Genomic DNA, 15,309 nt, shown 5'->3' on the forward strand with positions numbered 1-15,309 from the left:
TGGGCATATAGTTTGTGCCACATCGCAAATCAAATGTGGGAGCTGGCTTGCCTGCGATGGCGGTGTGTCAGCCACTGGAAATAGCGCCTGAACTGCCGCTATCGCGGGCAAGCCCGCTCCCACAGGAGGGCTGGGCTGGGCATATAGTTTGTGTCACATCGCAAATCGAATGTGGGAGCTGGCTTGCCTGCGATGGCGGTGTGTCAGCCACTGGAAATATCGCCTGAACCGCCGCTATCGCGGGCAAGCCCGCTCCCACAGGGGGGCTGGGCTGGGCATATAAGTTGCGTCACATCGCAAATCAAATGTGGGAGCTGGCAAGCCAGCTCCCACAAAGATGACAAGATGAACCCCGCTCAGGTCTACTACGCTCTGAGTCATGGTTTTACCGGCCTCGTGCGTCGGTCATCAAGGTCACGAATGGATAAATACACCCCGCATACCTGGCAACCCCACGAGCGTCCGAGCTTGCCGGGGTCGCCGTCGACGCCCCATCACCCCACGCTCAAACGCTGGGCCTTTGCCCTGGTTGGCGTGCTGGTAGCAATCACCGGCGGCCTGGGCAATGCACTGGTGATCGCCAACCTGCCGTATCTGCAAGGGGCATTGGGCGCGACCACCGCCGAAATGGCCTGGCTGCCCGCGGCCTATGTGATGACCAACGTGTCGATGAACCTGCTGCTGGTGAAGTTCCGCCAGCAGTTCGGCTTGCGCGCGTTTACCGAAGTGTTCCTGGTGCTCTACGCCCTGGTCACCTTTGGCCATCTGTTCGTCAATGATCTCAGCTCGGCGATTGCCGTGCGTGCGGCCCACGGCATGGTGGGTGCGGCCCTCAGTTCCCTGGGTTTGTACTACATGGTCCAGGCGTTTCCCGCAAAGTGGCGGCTCAAGGCCCTGGTCTTGGGCCTGGGCACCGCGCAACTGGCCCTGCCGATGGCACGGCTGTTTTCCGAGGACTTGCTGCAAATTGCCGAGTGGCGCGGCCTCTACCTGTTTGAACTGGGCATGGCGCTGACCTGCCTGGGCTGTGTATTCCTGCTCAAGTTGCCACCGGGCGACCGCTTCAAGACCTTTGAAAAGCTCGACTTCCTGACCTTCGCCTTGCTCGCCTCGGGGGTGGCGTTGCTCTGCGCGGTACTGTCCCTGGGGCGTATCGACTGGTGGCTGGAAGCACCGTGGATTGGCGTCGCTTCTGCCTGTTCACTGGTGCTGATCATGGCCGGCCTGGCCATCGAACATAACCGCGCCAACCCGTTGCTGATGACCCGCTGGCTGGGCGGCGGGGTGATGATTCGCCTGGCCCTGGCGGTGATCCTGATCCGCATGGTGCTGTCCGAGCAGTCCACCGGCGCCGTCGGCTTTTTGCAGGCGCTGAACATGAGCAGCGAGCAGATGCGCACCTTGTACCTGGTGATGCTGCTGGGGGCGATCAGTGGCCTGGTGATCAGCGCGTTGACCATCAACTCGGCACACCTGCTGATGCCGCTGGTGATATCCCTGGCCCTGATGGCCACAGGTTCGGTGATGGACAGCTTCTCCAGCAACCTGACTCGCCCGCACAACATGTACCTGAGCCAGTTTTTGCTGGGGTTTGGCGGTACCTTCTTCCTCGGCCCGACCATGGTGCTGGGCATGCGCAATGTGCTGACCAACCCGCGCAACCTCGTGAGTTTCTCGGTGTTGTTCGGTATTTGCCAGAACCTTGGCGGGCTGATGGGGGCGGCGTTGCTCGGCACGTTCCAGATCGTGCGGGAGAAGTTCCACTCCAGCATGATTGTCGAACACCTGACATTGTTGGACCCTCGCGTAGCTGCCCGGGTGCAGAGCGGTGGCTCGGTCTATGGCTCGGTGATTGCCGACCCGGAACTGCGCAACCTGATGGGCATTCGCAGCCTGGCCACGGCGGCCACCCGTGAAGCCAATGTCATGGCCTATAACGACGTGTTCATGCTGATTGCGATCATCGCGATCCTCACCATGTTGTGGATTTTTACCCGCAGCCTGTGGCTGATGAGCACCACCAAGAAAGCTGCCGCCAGCGCAGCGCCTTCCGTTCAACCTAGCGGCGCACTTCCTTCATGAGCGAACCTACGGCTACCACCACGACCACCAATGCCATTGCTTCCACCCCGGAGGGCACCACGCCGCCCGGTGCCACGGTCACCGAACAGCGTTCGTTGGGGGTGCGTGTCATCTCGTCCCTGGGCTTTGCCGCGATTGCGATCGTCGGCGTGTTGATCGTGTTGTACGCCTGGCAATTGCCGCCTTTCAGCAGTGCCGTCGAAACCACCGAGAACGCCCTGGTGCGCGGCCAGGTAACGATCATCGGCCCGCAATTGAGCGGTTATGTGTTCGAGGTGCCGGTGCAGGATTTCCAGTACGTCAAGGCCGGGGATCTGCTGGTGCGCCTCGACGATCGCATCTACAAGCAGCGCCTGGACCAGGCCCAGGCGCAACTGGCGGTACAGCAGGCGTCCCTGGCCAACGTGGTGCAACAGCGCAACAGCGCCGAGGCGACCATCAAGTTGCGCCAGGCGGCCCTGGCCGACAGCCAGGCCCAGGCGCGCAAAAGCACCGCCGACCTGCGCCGCAACGAAGAACTGATCAGCGACGGCTCGGTATCGCGCCGCGAACTGGACGTGACCCGCGCCGCCAACGCGCAGACCATCGCCGCCGTGGCCCAGGCCCAGGCCAGCCTGGAAATCGCCCGCCAGGATCTGCAGACGGTGATCGTCAATCGCGGCTCGCTGGAAGCCGCCGTCGCCAGCGCCGAGGCCGCCGTGGAGTTGGCGCGGATCGACCTGTCGAACACCCGTGTGCTCGCACCCAGGGACGGCCAGTTGGGGCAGATCGGCGTGCGCCTGGGGGCCTACGTCAACTCCGGCGCGCAGTTGATGGCGCTGGTGCCGAACCAGCTGTGGGTGATCGCCAATATGAAAGAAACCCAGATGGACAACGTGCAGGTGGGCCAGCCGGTGACGTTCACCGTCGATGCCCTGAACCACCGCAAGTTCCACGGCACGGTGCAGCGTATCTCGCCGGCCACGGGAGCCGAGTTCAGCCTGTTGCAGGCCGATAACGCCACCGGCAACTTCGTCAAGATCGCGCAGCGGGTGCCGGTGCGGATCACGGTGGACCCGGATCAGGAGCAGAGCGAACGCTTGCGGCCGGGGTTGTCGGTGGTGGTCAGTATCGACACGGCGGGGCGCTTGAAGAACAGCCCGCCCTGACCCCTGGCAGGAGCCGACTTGCCGGCTCCTGCAGAGGTTTTGTTTATGGGGCCGTGAGCATCGGTGGCAGGGTGCCCAACAGCGAAACGGCCGCCACGGCCGCCGCGCCCAGCAGCCATTCCAGCAACACGCTGGCCTGCAATTGGCCCGGACGTTGCTGGCAACCCTTGATCCGTAGCCGGTTGAGCAATGCCAGGCCCAGCATGCCCGCCACCAGCAGCACCTTGATCAACAGGATCAAGGCAAACCCGCTGAACAGCGGGGTAGGCCACAATTGCCCGGTAAGCACGCGGACATTGATCAGCCCGCTGACCAGCAAACCCGCTACCAGCCCGTAACCGACACCACTGAAGCGCCGCAGGACCTCTTCCAGGTCGGTGCGCTGCGCTTGGCGCAGGATCAACACCAACAGCAGCAACCCACCGAGCCAGGCCCCGACGCAGAGCAGGTGTACCACCTGATTGAGGATCAGCAATTGGCCGTTCAGGCCACTGAGCATGGCGCCGTGGCCCACCGGGGCCAGTGTTGCCAAAAGCAGCACCGTCAGTGGCAGGCGCAGGCGGCTCCAGGGCGTCAGCAAGCCCAGCACCAACAAGCCATTGAGCAGCAGGTGCGCGCTCCAGACCTGGCCGAAGAAGGTCTTGCCCAGCACCAATTGCACGGTGGCCAGGTCCAGCGCCAATAGTTCGCTGCCAGCCATGCTGGCACTGATCAATAGCAACCACGCCACGCCGCTGCCCAGGGCCAGCCAGGCCAGTAGCGTGGTGATGCGCGCCAATTGCCGATCCAGTGCCGGCTGGGGTTTGTTGCCCAGGAGCACGGGCCGGAACACACAAGCCCCGAACATCAGCAGCACCGCCAGAAAGTGCAGGAAACGGCACAGCACCAGCAGGGTTGCCATGGGTTATTGGCCGACCTTGAAGCTGTAGCTGCCTTCGCTCTTGTGGGTATCGACCGAGACCGCATGCCACTCCACCTTGTAAGTGCCGGCAGCCAAGGGCGCGGCAGGGGTCACCACCAGGGTTTTCTTGTCGGCGTCCGGGGTTTCCAGGCCTTTGACCGCCACTTCGGTGCCGTCCTTGCTCAGGGAAACCTTGGTGAACGTGGCTTCGACACCTTCAGAGAACACCAGGCGCAGGTCGGCGGGCGCGGCGACGGTGCTGTCGGCCGCCGGCGTGGTGTTTTTCAGGTGGGCATGGGCAAAAGCCGCCGAAGCGCCCAGCAGCGAGGCCAGCAAGGTCACCGTGGTCAGGGTTTTCTTGATCAACATCGTGCACTACCTATCAATGGGAGGAGTGGGCAGTGTACGAAGTTTCCACTCGGGCTGTCGCCCCGATCTAGAGCGGATGGTAGTCTTCAAGACATGTCGTTGTCAGGGAGCCCCTATGGGCAATCACAAGATCGGTATCCGTCGGGTCAACGTCGAAAAAATTCTGCTGGCGGCTGAGAAGGTCTTCGCCGAAAAGGGCTACGGCAGCACCGCCATGGCCGACATTGCCGAACAGGCGCAACTGCCGCGCTCCAACCTGCATTACTACTTCAGCACCAAGAGCGAGTTGTACAGCGCGGTGCTGTTCGACCTGCTGGAAGTGTGGAAGCAGGACGCCCTGTGTTTCGAGATGTTCGATGACCCGAGGGTGGTCCTCAGCAGCTACATCCGGGCGAAGATGCAGCATTCGCGCAGTCGCCCCTATGGCTCCAAAGTCTGGGCCAATGAAATCATCCACGGTGCGCCGACCCTCGGTGAAGCGTTGGATGCAAGTCTGTACGACTGGGCCAAGATGAAGGAAGCGAAAATCCGCCAGTGGGTGGAAGACAAACGCATCCTCGCGGTGGAGCCGTCGAGCCTGCTATATATGATCTGGGCCTCGACCCAGCACTATGCCGACTTTGATCATCAGGTGATGATCCTCAACGACCATCAGGCGTTGTCGGATATGCAGTTCGAACGGGCGGTGCAGACGGTGACCAGCGTGATTTTGCGGGGGATTGGCTTGGAGCCCTGAGTTTGTGGTGCGGTTGAGGGCCTTATCGCAGGCAAGCCAGCTCCCACATTTTGATTGTGTGAACTCGATCAAATGTGGGAGCTGGCTTGCCTGCCATAGCGATTTAAAAGGCTACACCGCCTCTCGGTAGGGGTTGCGTGGGTCCTGCGTCCAATTCAAAAACGGCTTGCCGGTATCCATCGGCACCATCTCGATGCAGTCCGCCACCGGGCAGGTGATCTGGCATAGGTTGCAGCCCACGCATTCGTCGTCGATCACTTGGTACACGTGGGTCCCATCGGCCTGCTTGAGGCTGGCAATGGCCTGGTGCGAGGTGTCTTCACAGGCAATATGGCAACGCCCGCAGCCAATGCAGGCGGCCTGGTCAATTTTGGCGATGACCTGGTAGTTGATGTCCAGGTATTTCCAGTCCGTGGTGTTGCCCACGGCGCGCCCGGAGAAATCCTGCAGGCTGTTGTAGCCCTGGCTGTCCATCCACCGCGACAAGCCATCCTTCATCTCGTCGACAATGCGAAAGCCATGCAGCATCGCCGCCGTGCATACCTGCACCGCGCCGCAGCCCAGGGCAATGAACTCTGCGGCATCGCGCCAGTTGCCGATGCCGCCGATCCCGCAGATCGGCAAGCCCTGGGTCTGGGGGTCACGGGCAATTTCAGCGACCATGTTCAAGGCAATCGGCTTGACCGCCGAGCCGCAGTAGCCGCCGTGGGTACTCTGGGTGCCGACGATCGGCAGGGCGACCATGCGCTCCAGATCGACACTGGTGATGGAGTTGATGGTGTTGATCAGCGACACCGCATCGGCGCCCCCGCGATACGCAGCACGGGCGGCCACGCGAATATCGGTGATGTTGGGCGTGAGCTTGACGATCACCGGCAGCGAACAGTAGGTCTTGCACCAGCGTGTCACCTGCTCCACATACTCCGGCACTTGGCCCACGGCCGCGCCCATGCCTCGTTCCGGCATGCCGTGGGGGCAACCGAAGTTCAGCTCGATGCCGTCGCAACCGGTGGCCTCCACCAGCGGCAGGATGTTTTTCCATGACTCTTCGACGCACGGCACCATCAGCGACACGATCAGCGCGCGGTCCGGCCAGTCCTTTTTCACCTGGGTGATTTCCCGCAGGTTGATCTCCAGGGAGCGGTCGGTAATCAGCTCGATATTGTTGATACCCAACACTTCACGGTTGGCGCCAAAGTGCGCCGAATAACGGGACGAGACGTTGACCGCCGCCGGGTCTTCGCCCAGGGTCTTCCAGACCACACCCCCCCAGCCGGCCTCGAAGGCGCGCACCACATTGTAGGCTTTGTCGGTGGGTGGTGCGGAGGCCAGCCAGAACGGGTTGGGGGCTTTGATACCGGCGAACACAATCGATAGATCGGCCATTTACGCAGCCTCCACATTGAGCATGAGTTGAGCGTGCATGGCCTCGGCGGCCAGCTTGCCGTGTTGCACGGCCTGGACGGTGAGGTCTTGCCCGAGGCTGACGCAATCGCCACCGGCATACACGCCGGGGATGCTGGTTTGCAGCTGCGCATCGACAAAGATCCGTTCGCCCTGGCGTTGCAGTTGCTGGGCCAGTGGGTCGTGCAAGGCCTGGTCGTCGAAGCCTTGGCCGATGGCCTTGAAGATCGCATCTGCCGCCAGCTCGAAAGTTTCGCCGGTGGGGTGCAGGCGGCCGTTTTCCAGGCGCGTGCGGGCAAAGCGCATGCCGCGTACCTGGCCCTGGTCGTCCAGCAGCACCGTGTCGGGTTGGGCCCAGGTCAGCAGGCGCACCTGATTGGCCTTGGCGATATCTTGCTCATGGCCGGTGGCGCCCATGTCGGCAAGCCCACGGCGGTAGACCAGGTTGACATCGCGCGCGCCCAGGCGGGCCATTTGCACGGCCATGTCGATGGCGGTGTTGCCGGCACCCAGCACGATGCAGCGGTCGGCCAGGGGCAGTTGGCTGAGGTCGTCGGCCTGGCGCAGTTCGCGGATGTAATCGGTGGCGGCGAGCAGGCCGGGGGCGTCCTCATGGGGCAGGCCCAGGTGTTTGCTGGCGGCCAGGCCCAGGCCGAGGAACACCGCGTCGAATTGCTGGTGCAGGTCGCTCAGGCTCAGGTTGTCACCCAGGCGCTGACCGTGGCGGATTTCGATGCCGCCGATCTGCAGGAGGAAATCCAGCTCCTTCTGGGCGAAGTCATCCACCAGTTTGTATTTGGCGATCCCGTATTCGTTGAGGCCACCGGCCTTTTCCCGGGCTTCGAAAATCACCACGTCATGCCCATGCAAGGCACTGCGATGGGCGCAGGACAAACCTGCCGGCCCGGCGCCGACCACCGCGATGCGCTTGCCGGTAGGGGCGGCGCGCTGGAACGGGTGTTGCTCGAAGTGCGCGTGGTCGATGGCATAGCGTTGCAACAGGCCGATCAGCACCGGGGCGCATTCTTCGCTGTGGTTGCGCACACAGGCCTGCTGGCAGAGGATTTCGGTCGGGCACACCCGGGCACAGCTGCCACCGAGGATGTTGGCCGAGAGAATCTTTTGCGCTGCGCCCTGGACGTTGTCGGTGTGGATGTTGCGGATGAAGGACGGAATGTCGATCTCGCTGGGGCACGCGTTGACGCACGGTGCGTCGTAGCAATACAGGCAGCGCGAGGCTTCCAGGTGCGCCTGGCGAGCGTTGAGGGGCGGTGCCAGGTCGGTGAAATGGCTGGCGAGGGTCGCCTTGTCTTCGTCGGGGTGGGGGAGGTGGTTCAGGGTCTGGATCACGGTAGTGTCCTCACGGTTTTTTTTGCCTCTGGCGGGCATTGATTTTTTTGTTGTTTGCACTGGCCTCATCGCGGGCAAGCCCGCTCCCACATTTGAACTGTGTGAACCCGATCAAGTGTGGGAGCTGGCTTGCCTGCGATCGGCGATGTCAGCGTTTCACCGCGGCTGGCTTGGAATGCTCCGCACGCTTGCGCAACTGCTCGAACACCGCCGGATACGCCGGCCGCTCGACATAGCGCCCGGCGCCGCGCTCGGCGCGCAGGTCGCCGTCGACCCAGACCAGCTTGCCCTGGCTGATGGTGTGGCTGGGCACGCCGCGTACGGTCTTGCCTTCAAAGATGTTGAAGTCCACCTGCTGATGGTGGGTCTTGGCCGAGATGGTTCGCGAGCCCTGGGGATCCCACAGCACCAGGTCGGCATCGGCGCCGACCCGGATCGCACCTTTGCGCGGGTAGAGATTGAAGATCTTCGCCGTGTTGGTGGAGGTCAGCGCGACGAACTCCTGCATCGACAGGCGCCCGGTGTTGACCCCTTCGTCCCACAGCAGCGCCATACGGTCCTCGATGCCGGCGGTACCATTGGGAATCTTGCTGAAATCGTCACGCCCGGCGGCCTTTTGTTCGGCGCAGAAGCAGCAGTGGTCGGTGGCGGTGGTGTGCAGGTTGCCCGATTGCAGGCCGCGCCACAGCGCGTCTTGGTGCCCGCGTGGGCGGAAGGGCGGGCTCATCACGTAGCCCGCAGCGGTCTGCCAGTCGGGGTGCTGGTACACGCTGTCGTCCAGCAGCAGGTGCCCGGCCAGGACTTCGCCATAGACCGCCTGGCCCTTGGCGCGGGCGTAGGTGATTTCGTCGAGGGCTTCCTGGGTCGAGACGTGTACCAGGTACAGCGGCGTGCCGATGGTTTCGGCAATGCGGATCGCGCGGCTGGCGGCTTCGCCTTCCACTTGTGAGGGGCGCGACAGCGGATGGGCCTCGGGCCCGGTGATGCCCTGTGCCATCAGCTTGCGTTGCAGGTGATACACCAGTTCGCCGTTCTCCGCATGCACGGTGGGCACCGCGCCCAGTTCCAGGCAGCGCTCGAAGCTGGCGACCAGGGTGTCGTCGGCGGCCATGATCGCGTTCTTGTAGGCCATGAAGTGCTTGAAGCTGTTGATGCCGTGATGGCTCACCAGCTCGGCCATTTCCTCGCGCACCTGTTCGCTCCACCAGGTGATCGCCACATGAAACCCGTAGTCGGCCGCCGACTTCTGGGCCCAGCCACGCCACTGGTGAAAGGCTTCCAGCAACGACTGCTGTGGGTTGGGAATCACAAAATCGATAATCGACGTGGTCCCGCCCGCCAGGCCCGCTGCCGTACCGCTGAAAAAGTCCTCGCTGGCCACGGTGCCCATGAAGGGCAGTTGCATATGGGTATGGGGGTCGATACCGCCGGGCATCAGGTATTGGCCGCTGCCATCGAGTATCTCGGTGCCGGCGGGAATATCCAGATCAGTGCCAATAGCGCGGATTAGACCGTCTGCGCACAAGACATCGGCTTTATAACTTTCATCATGGGTAACAACGGTAGCGCCACGGATCAACAGAGACATGCCGAGTTCCTCAGAGGCTTGACCGGCTTATGCCAGTTCTAAGTGTTGTAGTGCTGCACACCGTGCAAGATTTATTCTTGTCAGTTGTGACAGGAATAGAAACTAGCCCGAGTTTTTCGAATGATCAAGATTATTTTTTATAAACATATATCCAGATTAAGTTGTTGAAATATATAGATAAAAATCTCAAATCACCAAAATGTAGCGTCCATTCACCATTTTGACGCGCTTGACAGGTTCCCAATATGAGCAACATTTCCTATTGCAAATCAGACGCTTGAGAGTTGCCTCTTGACGGCGGGTAGTAATAAAAATAATTGTGTTGCACCAGATTGAGTCCTGATTGTTCGGACAACTTCTGCGTTATTTGGCCTGAGTAACGTTGAAAGTGCCGTGGGACTTTTCGGTAAATAAAATAAAGCTGATAAACATCAGCCAGTTATATAAGCGGTACGGATGGGGTGACGGCTTGCGGCACGGTAATTGAGTGCGCTGGCGGTTGGCCGGGTCCGTGATGTCATGTTGTCCATGCGGGACTACGGCCATCCAGCGTTGAGCGCCGGATGAGCAACAATAATTTTAAAAAAAAACCGTGGAGCGGCCATGCAACAGAACAGATCGCAAGTCATAGAACGCGACGGCCTGTATGAACTCGACGCCGGCAGCGACGTCCTCGACAGCCCCCGCTACAACCACGACATGGCACCGACCAAGGTGCACGAACGAACCTGGAACAAGTGGCACATCACGGCGCTGTGGGTCGGCATGTCGATCTGCGTACCGACCTACACCCTGGGTGGGGTGCTTACCGCGTACTTCGGTTTGTCGGTGGGCGAGGCGCTGATGGCGATCCTGCTGGCCAATATCGTGGTGCTTATCCCCCTGACGCTCAACGCTTTTCCCGGGACCAAGTACGGCATTCCGTTCCCGGTGCTGTTGCGCTCATCCTTCGGCATCCTTGGTTCCAATGTGCCGTGCCTGATCCGTGCGCTGGTGGCGTGTGGCTGGTTCGGTATCCAGACGATGTTCGGCGGGCTGGCGATCCACTTGTTCCTCGGCTCGATTTTCGAGGGCTGGAAGAGCCTGGGCGGCACCGGCGAGGTGATCGGCTTCATGATCTTCTGGGTGCTGAACCTGTGGGTGGTGCTGCGTGGCGCCGAGTCGATCAAATGGCTGGAAACCCTGTCGGCGCCGCTGCTGGTGGCGGTAGGTATCGGCCTGCTGGTGTGGGCGTTGCCCAATGTGTCGCTCAGCGAACTCATGGCGATTCCGCCCAAGCGGCCCGAAGGCGCGAGCCTGACGGGTTACTTCATGGCCGGGCTGACGGCGATGGTCGGGTTCTGGGCCACGTTGTCGTTGAATATTCCCGACTTCAGCCGCTATGCCAAAAGCCAGAAGGACCAGATCCTGGGGCAGATTTTTGGCCTGCCGCTGACCATGTTCCTGTTCGCCGCATTGGGCGTGATCATGACCGCCGCCTCGGTGAAGTTGGTGGGGGTCAGCGTCTCCGACCCGGTGACCCTGATCGGCCACATCCAGAGCCCGGTGTGGGTGGCGGTGGCGATGGCGTTGATCATCATTGCCACGCTGTCGACCAACACGGCGGCGAATATTGTCTCGCCCACCAATGACTTCCAGAACATCGCGCCCAAGCTGATCAACCGCACCACCGCCGTGGTGCTTACCGGCCTGGTGGGGCTGGCGTTGATGGCCCATGAACTGCTGAAAAAACTCGGCCTGATCGTGTCCGATGTCAGCCTGGAAACCGTGTATTCCAACTGGCTGCTGGGTTATTCGAGCCTGTTGGGGCCGATTGCCGGGATCATGGTGGTGGACTATTTCCTGATCCGCCGCCAGCAGCTGGACCTGGCGGGGTTGTACCGCGATGACGTGTACCCGGCGTGGAATGTGGCGGGGTTTATCGCCTTTGGTGTGCCGGTGGTGCTGACCTTGCTGTCGCTGGGTAGCGATGCATTCAGTTGGTTCTACAGCTATGGCTGGTTCACCGGTTCGGCGCTGGGCGGGGTGTTGTATTACGGCCTGTGCAGCAAGCGCAAAACCAGCCCGGTCGCTGCCAAGACATCCCTGTAAGCGATGTGGAATGCAATCAACTGTGGGAGCGGGCTTGCTCGCGAAGGCGGTGGGTCAGTGATGGATATATTGACTGATACACCGCCTTCGCGAGCAAGCCCGCTCCCACAGTTGGACCGCGTCAATCATAAGAAATACTGCCTGAGGAGATCACCATGAACGCTGCCATCGACGTTCTGCAATCCACCCATCAGCATGTCAACCGCGACCGCCTGTGGCAGTCGTTGATGGACCTTGCCAAGCTTGGCGCTACCCCCAAGGGCGGTGTGTGTCGACTGGCCCTGACCGACCTGGATCGCCAGGCCCGCGATCTGTTTGTGCAATGGTGCGAGGATGCGGGTTGCACCGTGACCGTCGATGGTGTGGGCAATATCTTTGCTCGTCGCCCTGGGCGCAACCCGGCGCTGGCGCCGGTGATGACCGGCAGCCATATCGACACCCAGCCGACTGGCGGCAAGTTCGACGGCTGCTTCGGTGTATTGGCGGGAGTGGAGGTGTTGCGCACGCTCAATGACCTGCAGATCGAAACCGAGGCGCCGCTGGAGGTGGTGGTGTGGACCAACGAAGAAGGCTCGCGCTTCCCGCCATGCATGATGGGCTCCGGGGTGTTTGCCGAGAAATTCACCCTGGCAGACACCCTGGCCAAGACCGATGCCGAGGGCGTCACGGTGGGCGATGCGCTGAATGCGATTGGCTATGCGGGCACCCGACCGGTCAGTGGGCACAAGGTAGGGGCTTATTTTGAAGCCCATATCGAGCAAGGCCCGATCCTTGAAGATGAGCGCAAAACCATCGGCGTGGTGCTGGGGGCGCTCGGCCAGAAATGGTTCGACCTGACCCTGCGTGGGGTCGAGGCCCACGCTGGGCCGACGCCGATGCACCTGCGCAAGGACGCCCTGGTCGGTGCTTCGGCAGTGGTGGCTGCGGTAAACGCAGCAGCCCTCGGCCATCAGCCCCATGCCTGTGGCACCGTGGGTTGCCTGCAAGCCTACCCGGGCTCGCGCAATGTGATCCCTGGCGAGGTGCGCATGACCCTGGACTTCCGCCACCTGGAGCCGGCACGCCTGGACTCGATGATTGCCCAGGTGCGCCAGGTGATCGACGACACCTGCGCCAAGCACGGCCTGACCTTCGAAATGGTGCCTACCGCCGATTTTCCACCGCTGTATTTCGACAAGGGGTGTGTCGATGCTGTACGTGAGGCGGCCAATGGCCTGGGCCTGTCGAACATGGATATCGTCAGCGGTGCCGGGCACGACGCGATCTTCGTTGCCGAATTGGGGCCGGCGGGGATGATATTCGTGCCGTGTGAGGGCGGGATCAGCCATAACGAGATCGAAAACGCGGCGCCGGATGACCTGGCGGCGGGGTGCGCGGTATTGCTGCGGGCGATGGTGGCGGCGTCGGCGGCCGTGGCCAACAAGCGGGTGGCCTGAACCTGTAGGAGCCGGCAAGCCGGCTCCTACATTATTTATCAGGCGTGATGGGCGACAGGCTTATGGGCCTTGGCGCGTGTCGCGGCCTTGGGCTGTGGATGATGATGCCGGCGGGTCACGCGCAATACCCCCCACAACATGGCGCCGGCGACGGCCAGCCAGCCAAGCACCAGCAGGAAAATCGTGGTTGTCAGGCTCATGAGTGCCTCCTTTTGCCCTGTGCAGGGCACACACTGTCTTTGCAATGGACAGTCTAGCTGCCTCCCGGTTGCGTGCTATTGACCAATGGTCGTGTCCGTCCAACTTGTTTGCTCTATCCCGGGCTTTTTACTGCTGCCCAAGGCTATACCGGCGTCCAAGAGCGCCCTATGATCAACGCCCCAGCCCGCAGATGATCAAGAGAGTGAAGAAGTTGCGTTTACGGTCGAGTCTCAAAAAATCCTCGCTGGTGGCTGCCTGCGTCCTCGGATTGGCCGCGTGTGCCGGGCATCCCACCCCCTCGAAAATCCACGGACTGCCCGAACGTGTAGAGCTCAACGGTGTGCCGGCCTTTCGAGGCGACACCTACCAGGGTGGCCCAGCCGCCTTGGCCAGCATGCTGTCGCAACAAGGCATTGTGATTACACCGGGCTTGCTGGATAAGCCATTGCACCTGCCGGGTGGGGAAGCGGACCTTGAGCGCAATATGCAGATACTGGCGCGTGAGTACGGGATGCTGGTGTATCCGCTGGATGCCAAGCTAACCGCGCTGTTGGCGCAGGTGGCGGCGGGGTATCCGGTGATGGTGCGCATCACCGAGGGCTCGACACTCTGGGCCGAGCCGCGTTATGCGGTACTGGTGGGCTTTAACCAGCAGAACAGTACGGTATTGCTGCGAGTCGCAAGGGACCGGCGACGCCCGGTGGCGTTCAGCGACTTCGAGTCCGCCTGGAGCAGCGCCGGGCAGTGGGCGGTGCTGGTCCAGCGCCCAAGCCAGTTGCCGGCCAATCTGGATGCGGGGCGGTGGCAGCAGGCCGCTAACGCAACCGCCCAGGCCGGCCAGGAGCAGGCGGCAGCCCAGGCACTCAAGGTGATGGCCGAAAGACCGAAGCAGCCATAAAGCAAACGGCGCCCGAGGGCGCCGTTTTTTGTACCTGCCAATCGTGTATCAATGGGACTGGGCGACCCCGGTCTGGCGGGCCTTGAGATTCTTGTCGGCCTTGTATTGCAGGGCCACGTCCGGCACCGAGCCACTCTTGCCGGTTTCAATCCACTTGCGGATGCGGCTGGCATCGGCAAAGTGCGTGAACTTGCCGAAAGCATCGAGGATCACCAGCGATACCGGACGATTGCCCATGCTCGTCACCAGCACCAGGCAGTGGCCGGCCTGGTTGGTGAAGCCGGTCTTGGTCAGCTTGATATCCCAGTTGGCCCGGTTGACCAGGTGATCGGTATTGGAAAAGCCCAGGGTGTAGCTGGGCTTGCGGAACGACACGGTTTTTTCCTTGGTGGTGCTCAGTTGCGTGAGCAGCGGGTATTTGTGCGCGGCTTGCACCAGCTTGCTCAAGTCGCGGGCGGTGGACACGTTATGGATCGACAGGCCGGTGGGCTCGACATAGCGCGTGCTGTTCATGCCCAGGGCCTTGGCCTTGGCGTTCATCGCGGCAATAAATGCGGCATAACCGCCCGGATAGTGGTGGGCCAGGCTGGCAGCGGCACGGTTTTCCGAGGACATCAGGGTGATCAGCAACATCTCCTTGCGCGGCATCTCGCTGTTGAGCTTGACCCGTGAGAACACGCCTTTCATTTCCGGGGTGTCGCTGATGTTGATGGAGATGTACTCGTCCATGTTCTGCTTGGCGTCCAGCACCACCATGCCGGTCATCAATTTGGTGACGGAAGCAATCGGCACGACTACGTCGGGGTTGCTGGCGTAGATCACCTTGTTGGTTTGCAAATCCACCAGCATCGCGCTACCCGAAGCGATATGCAGCTGCGAGGTATCCCGTGGGGCCAGGGTGGTTTCACTGGCGTTGGCGACAGTGCCTGCGAATGCGAAGAACAGGCTGACGAGAGAGAGACGAATATTCACGCGGATGGACTCGCTAAAAGATAGAAAAATACCGGGTGCGACCGGCTTTATGAAAAATGACGTTACATATTATTAGTATGGGCCAGAAACTGTCGAATGTTCTTCTAAAGCCAGACGAAAGCTCTTAAAAACA

13 protein-coding genes are annotated in these 15,309 nt (G+C 61.5%); 6 read left to right on the forward strand and 7 right to left on the reverse strand.

Going from position 1 to position 15,309, the window contains the following annotated elements:
* Window positions 1-420 precede the first annotated feature (420 nt).
* Both ACO77H_RS11125 and ACO77H_RS11130 read left to right on the forward strand, forming a co-directional pair.
* Window positions 421-2,082: an MFS transporter gene (locus tag ACO77H_RS11125; protein ID WP_432755452.1), complete on the forward strand. Its 1,662-nt coding sequence runs from the start codon at window positions 421-423 to the stop codon at window positions 2,080-2,082.
* Window positions 2,079-3,230, forward strand: a complete 1,152-nt coding sequence (locus ACO77H_RS11130; protein WP_170043145.1) for an HlyD family secretion protein — start codon at window positions 2,079-2,081, stop codon at window positions 3,228-3,230. The genes ACO77H_RS11125 and ACO77H_RS11130 overlap by 4 nt, the downstream gene beginning before the upstream one ends.
* Before the next feature lie 43 nt (window positions 3,231-3,273).
* On the opposite strand, the gene copD is transcribed toward ACO77H_RS11130, so the two are convergent.
* Both copD and copC read right to left on the reverse strand, forming a co-directional pair.
* Window positions 3,274-4,131 carry a copper homeostasis membrane protein CopD gene (copD, locus tag ACO77H_RS11135; protein WP_432755453.1) on the reverse strand — a complete coding sequence of 286 codons (858 nt, stop codon included), beginning with the start codon at window positions 4,129-4,131 and terminating at the stop codon, window positions 3,274-3,276.
* Window positions 4,132-4,134: 3 nt separating this feature from the next.
* On the reverse strand, window positions 4,135-4,500 hold the full coding sequence (gene copC, locus ACO77H_RS11140; protein ID WP_169954411.1) for a copper homeostasis periplasmic binding protein CopC: 366 nt from the start codon (window positions 4,498-4,500) through the stop codon (window positions 4,135-4,137).
* 115 nt (window positions 4,501-4,615) lie between these two features.
* On the opposite strand from copC, the gene ACO77H_RS11145 reads away from it, so the two are divergent.
* Entirely contained in the window at window positions 4,616-5,236 is a 621-nt protein-coding gene (locus tag ACO77H_RS11145; RefSeq protein WP_029298440.1) for a TetR/AcrR family transcriptional regulator, read from the forward strand.
* Between the two features lie 111 nt (window positions 5,237-5,347).
* On the opposite strand, the gene preA is transcribed toward ACO77H_RS11145, so the two are convergent.
* The 3 genes from preA to hydA form a co-directional block, all read right to left on the reverse strand.
* On the reverse strand, window positions 5,348-6,622 hold the full coding sequence (gene preA, locus ACO77H_RS11150) for an NAD-dependent dihydropyrimidine dehydrogenase subunit PreA (protein ID WP_169954410.1): 1,275 nt from the start codon (window positions 6,620-6,622) through the stop codon (window positions 5,348-5,350).
* On the reverse strand, window positions 6,623-7,990 hold the full coding sequence (locus ACO77H_RS11155) for an FAD-dependent oxidoreductase (protein WP_170043143.1): 1,368 nt from the start codon (window positions 7,988-7,990) through the stop codon (window positions 6,623-6,625).
* A 148-nt stretch (window positions 7,991-8,138) separates the two neighbouring features.
* The gene (gene hydA, locus ACO77H_RS11160) at window positions 8,139-9,578 is read right to left on the reverse strand and encodes a dihydropyrimidinase (protein WP_432755454.1); all 1,440 of its coding nucleotides are present in this window, start codon (window positions 9,576-9,578) and stop codon (window positions 8,139-8,141) included.
* 603 nt (window positions 9,579-10,181) lie between these two features.
* Here hydA and ACO77H_RS11165 point away from each other — a divergent pair.
* Both ACO77H_RS11165 and ACO77H_RS11170 read left to right on the forward strand, forming a co-directional pair.
* On the forward strand, window positions 10,182-11,669 hold the full coding sequence (locus ACO77H_RS11165) for an NCS1 family nucleobase:cation symporter-1 (protein WP_170057930.1): 1,488 nt from the start codon (window positions 10,182-10,184) through the stop codon (window positions 11,667-11,669).
* Window positions 11,670-11,824: 155 nt separating this feature from the next.
* Window positions 11,825-13,105: a Zn-dependent hydrolase gene (locus ACO77H_RS11170; protein WP_432755455.1), complete on the forward strand. Its 1,281-nt coding sequence runs from the start codon at window positions 11,825-11,827 to the stop codon at window positions 13,103-13,105.
* Between the two features lie 38 nt (window positions 13,106-13,143).
* Here ACO77H_RS11170 and ACO77H_RS11175 read toward each other — a convergent pair whose 3' ends face one another.
* Entirely contained in the window at window positions 13,144-13,305 is a 162-nt protein-coding gene (locus ACO77H_RS11175) for a hypothetical protein (protein WP_169954405.1), read from the reverse strand.
* 212 nt (window positions 13,306-13,517) lie between these two features.
* On the opposite strand from ACO77H_RS11175, the gene ACO77H_RS11180 reads away from it, so the two are divergent.
* Entirely contained in the window at window positions 13,518-14,204 is a 687-nt protein-coding gene (locus ACO77H_RS11180; protein ID WP_170058082.1) for a peptidase C39 family protein, read from the forward strand.
* A 48-nt stretch (window positions 14,205-14,252) separates the two neighbouring features.
* On the opposite strand, the gene pbpG is transcribed toward ACO77H_RS11180, so the two are convergent.
* The gene (pbpG, locus tag ACO77H_RS11185) at window positions 14,253-15,176 is read right to left on the reverse strand and encodes a D-alanyl-D-alanine endopeptidase (RefSeq protein WP_169954404.1); all 924 of its coding nucleotides are present in this window, start codon (window positions 15,174-15,176) and stop codon (window positions 14,253-14,255) included.
* Window positions 15,177-15,309 lie beyond the last annotated feature (133 nt).

It is taken from the genome of Pseudomonas sp. WMBT8, from assembly GCF_050916005.1.
GTDB lineage: Bacteria > Pseudomonadota > Gammaproteobacteria > Pseudomonadales > Pseudomonadaceae > Aquipseudomonas.

Bases quoted from the DNA above. Each gene is read 5' to 3' on its own strand.
- ACO77H_RS11125 (WP_432755452.1), top strand. From the start codon at position 421: ATGGATAAATACACCCCGCATACCTGGCAACCCCACGAGCGTCCGAGC.
- ACO77H_RS11130 (WP_170043145.1), top strand. From the start codon at position 2,079: ATGAGCGAACCTACGGCTACCACCACGACCACCAATGCCATTGCTTCC.
- copD (WP_432755453.1), bottom strand. From the start codon at position 4,131: ATGGCAACCCTGCTGGTGCTGTGCCGTTTCCTGCACTTTCTGGCGGTG.
- copC (WP_169954411.1), bottom strand. From the start codon at position 4,500: ATGTTGATCAAGAAAACCCTGACCACGGTGACCTTGCTGGCCTCGCTG.
- ACO77H_RS11145 (WP_029298440.1), top strand. From the start codon at position 4,616: ATGGGCAATCACAAGATCGGTATCCGTCGGGTCAACGTCGAAAAAATT.
- preA (WP_169954410.1), bottom strand. From the start codon at position 6,622: ATGGCCGATCTATCGATTGTGTTCGCCGGTATCAAAGCCCCCAACCCG.
- hydA (WP_432755454.1), bottom strand. From the start codon at position 9,578: ATGTCTCTGTTGATCCGTGGCGCTACCGTTGTTACCCATGATGAAAGT.
- ACO77H_RS11165 (WP_170057930.1), top strand. From the start codon at position 10,182: ATGCAACAGAACAGATCGCAAGTCATAGAACGCGACGGCCTGTATGAA.
- ACO77H_RS11170 (WP_432755455.1), top strand. From the start codon at position 11,825: ATGAACGCTGCCATCGACGTTCTGCAATCCACCCATCAGCATGTCAAC.
- ACO77H_RS11175 (WP_169954405.1), bottom strand. From the start codon at position 13,305: ATGAGCCTGACAACCACGATTTTCCTGCTGGTGCTTGGCTGGCTGGCC.